This window comes from Sulfurimonas sp., assembly GCF_014859695.1.
GTDB lineage: Bacteria > Campylobacterota > Campylobacteria > Campylobacterales > Sulfurimonadaceae > Sulfurimonas.
Genome location: NZ_JACUTS010000164.1, coordinates 1 through 1,883, shown reverse-complemented (window position 1 = coordinate 1,883; position 1,883 = coordinate 1). Strand labels below are relative to the sequence as shown.

Below are 1,883 nucleotides of genomic sequence, written 5' to 3'. Positions count from 1 at the left end.
TAGTGCAATACTTTTGGATTGTTTTTTTGGTAAATTAGGTGCGAAAGTTGAGTAGTAAGAGATATCGCCATTTTTGAGCTCATTAACCCAAATACCCTCATATTTTCCACCTGCTGGTTTTAATGCCATTTACTAATGCCTTTGTTTGAGACTTTTTTCAAAAATACTATATTTAGCTTCTGAACCTTCTTTTATAGACCACTCTCTTATTGATTGGAGATTATATTCATTCTGTTCAGCAACCCATATAGCTTGTTGTAAAGACTGCTCGTCATCCCAATGATAATAGGCAGCAAGTCTATCTTTTATACAGTCTGTTGGAGTTAAAAGTCTTAATACGCCTGCATCTGTATCAATTTCGGCAATATTCTCAACAGGTGCATCGCCAACACCTAACGGTCCAGATGGAAATTCAACGAAATATTTTGTTTCAGCATGTACAAAATATTTATTATGTTCTTTGAATCCAAGCTCCTGCATTACAGCATGAATTTTTTTAAATTGCTCATTATATTGATTGATTAAATCCAAGTCCCATGATGTATATTCGCCTCTACTATAAATTTCCACACATGAACCCCCGGAGAGAACAACATGTATGTCTTTTTTGATGAGGGCATCACAAATCAGCCCACCTAGTTCTTTGATATCCATATCTTTAATTTGTTTTTTCATAGTGGTTTTCCTGGTCTTCTTGGTCGTTTTCTTTGCATGTCAAGTTTTTCTTTTAATTCCGGCTTATAATATAGTCTGGCTTTATCAAGTAATGTGGTAAGTTCTGAAAGAAAAGCATACCTCGGATTTAAAAAATAGATTTTTGTACGACCAGACATTTTGCTAAGTGCTAAACCATTTTCCTCAAAATGTTTTAGTTGATTTTGGATAGAGGGTAAAGACGCATCAAAATATTTAGCTATTTCTCGTGCATATCCTTCTTTGAATACAAGTAGGTATTGCAATGTTAATTCTCTATTTTTGGTTCCAAAAAGTGCCTCTAACATGATAAATCCTTATGTTGATATAATATTTAAATCATATGAAATACTATTTATATCATTTGATATATTAATTATATCATAAACAGAATTGCAAATTAAAAAAATAGATGTTAGAATTTTACTTGAAAAATCATTTTTTTTACTACAGTTTTTACTACAAAATTTGAAAAACAATGAAAATAGATGAGATGATATGAAAATTTAAAACCTTTTATAAAGCCCTAAATATATGGATTTTGAAAGGAAATGAAACAGTTTAAGAAAAGATGAAAAGCTCTCAAAAATGGACTTAGGATCTGGTGCCGTAAGGTGTGGAGGTTCAAGTCCTCTCATCCGCACCATCTTTTTAATAAAACCCTCTAAAAACAGGACTTTCTAGACACCCCAAAAGATAATTTTTCAGTTAGTGATACTATTTATCCTCATTTGTGATACTTTTTTAAGGTTTCAAAAATGAAATATCTCTTCCAGCAAAATGACATTTATTTTTTCAGAACGTCAATTCATGATAATTTTAATCATAGCGTTTAACACGATAAAAAATAACGATGTTTGCAACTATTTTTTGAATTCGCGTTATTAATACTGATAAATATAAAATAGCTGTCCAAATCTTTCTGTGGTACCGACAAAAGTAAGTCCATCTTCTTCTGCTACTTTTACAGATGTTATCTTCAAACGACTATCTGCGCCATATGATGTGTTAGAAATCCCAAATGTTCTTGCAGTGGCTTCATCAGGCATTAAGTCTTCTAGCATAGACTCGAACTCTTCAATTTTAACTTTTACCATAAACACACCCTTTTTGTCACATTATAATTTTAATTCTAATTAACTGACCTTACGCACTTTTGTAAAAAAGTTCGTAAATACCTCTAATTTTCT

The 1,883-nt window shown here is 31.5% G+C and carries 3 protein-coding genes; all 3 read right to left on the bottom strand.

From position 1 onward, the window contains the following. Nucleotides 1-132: 132 nt before the first annotated feature. A complete protein-coding gene (locus tag IBX42_RS12325) occupies nucleotides 133-675 on the bottom strand; it encodes a hypothetical protein (RefSeq protein WP_294933226.1) in 543 nt (180 codons plus the stop codon). After that, on the bottom strand, nucleotides 672-1,001 hold the full coding sequence (locus tag IBX42_RS12320) for a winged helix-turn-helix domain-containing protein (protein ID WP_294933225.1): 330 nt from the start codon (nucleotides 999-1,001) through the stop codon (nucleotides 672-674). The genes IBX42_RS12325 and IBX42_RS12320 overlap by 4 nt, the downstream gene beginning before the upstream one ends. Before the next feature lie 576 nt (nucleotides 1,002-1,577). Beyond that, nucleotides 1,578-1,790: a hypothetical protein gene (locus IBX42_RS12315; protein ID WP_294933224.1), complete on the bottom strand. Its 213-nt coding sequence runs from the start codon at nucleotides 1,788-1,790 to the stop codon at nucleotides 1,578-1,580. Nucleotides 1,791-1,883: the final 93 nt, after the last annotated feature.

What these genes read in the sequence shown, in the direction of transcription:
- IBX42_RS12325 (WP_294933226.1), bottom strand. Translation starts at nt 675, where the DNA reads ATGAAAAAACAAATTAAAGATATGGATATCAAAGAACTAGGTGGGCTG.
- IBX42_RS12320 (WP_294933225.1), bottom strand. Translation starts at nt 1,001, where the DNA reads ATGTTAGAGGCACTTTTTGGAACCAAAAATAGAGAATTAACATTGCAA.
- IBX42_RS12315 (WP_294933224.1), bottom strand. Translation starts at nt 1,790, where the DNA reads ATGGTAAAAGTTAAAATTGAAGAGTTCGAGTCTATGCTAGAAGACTTA.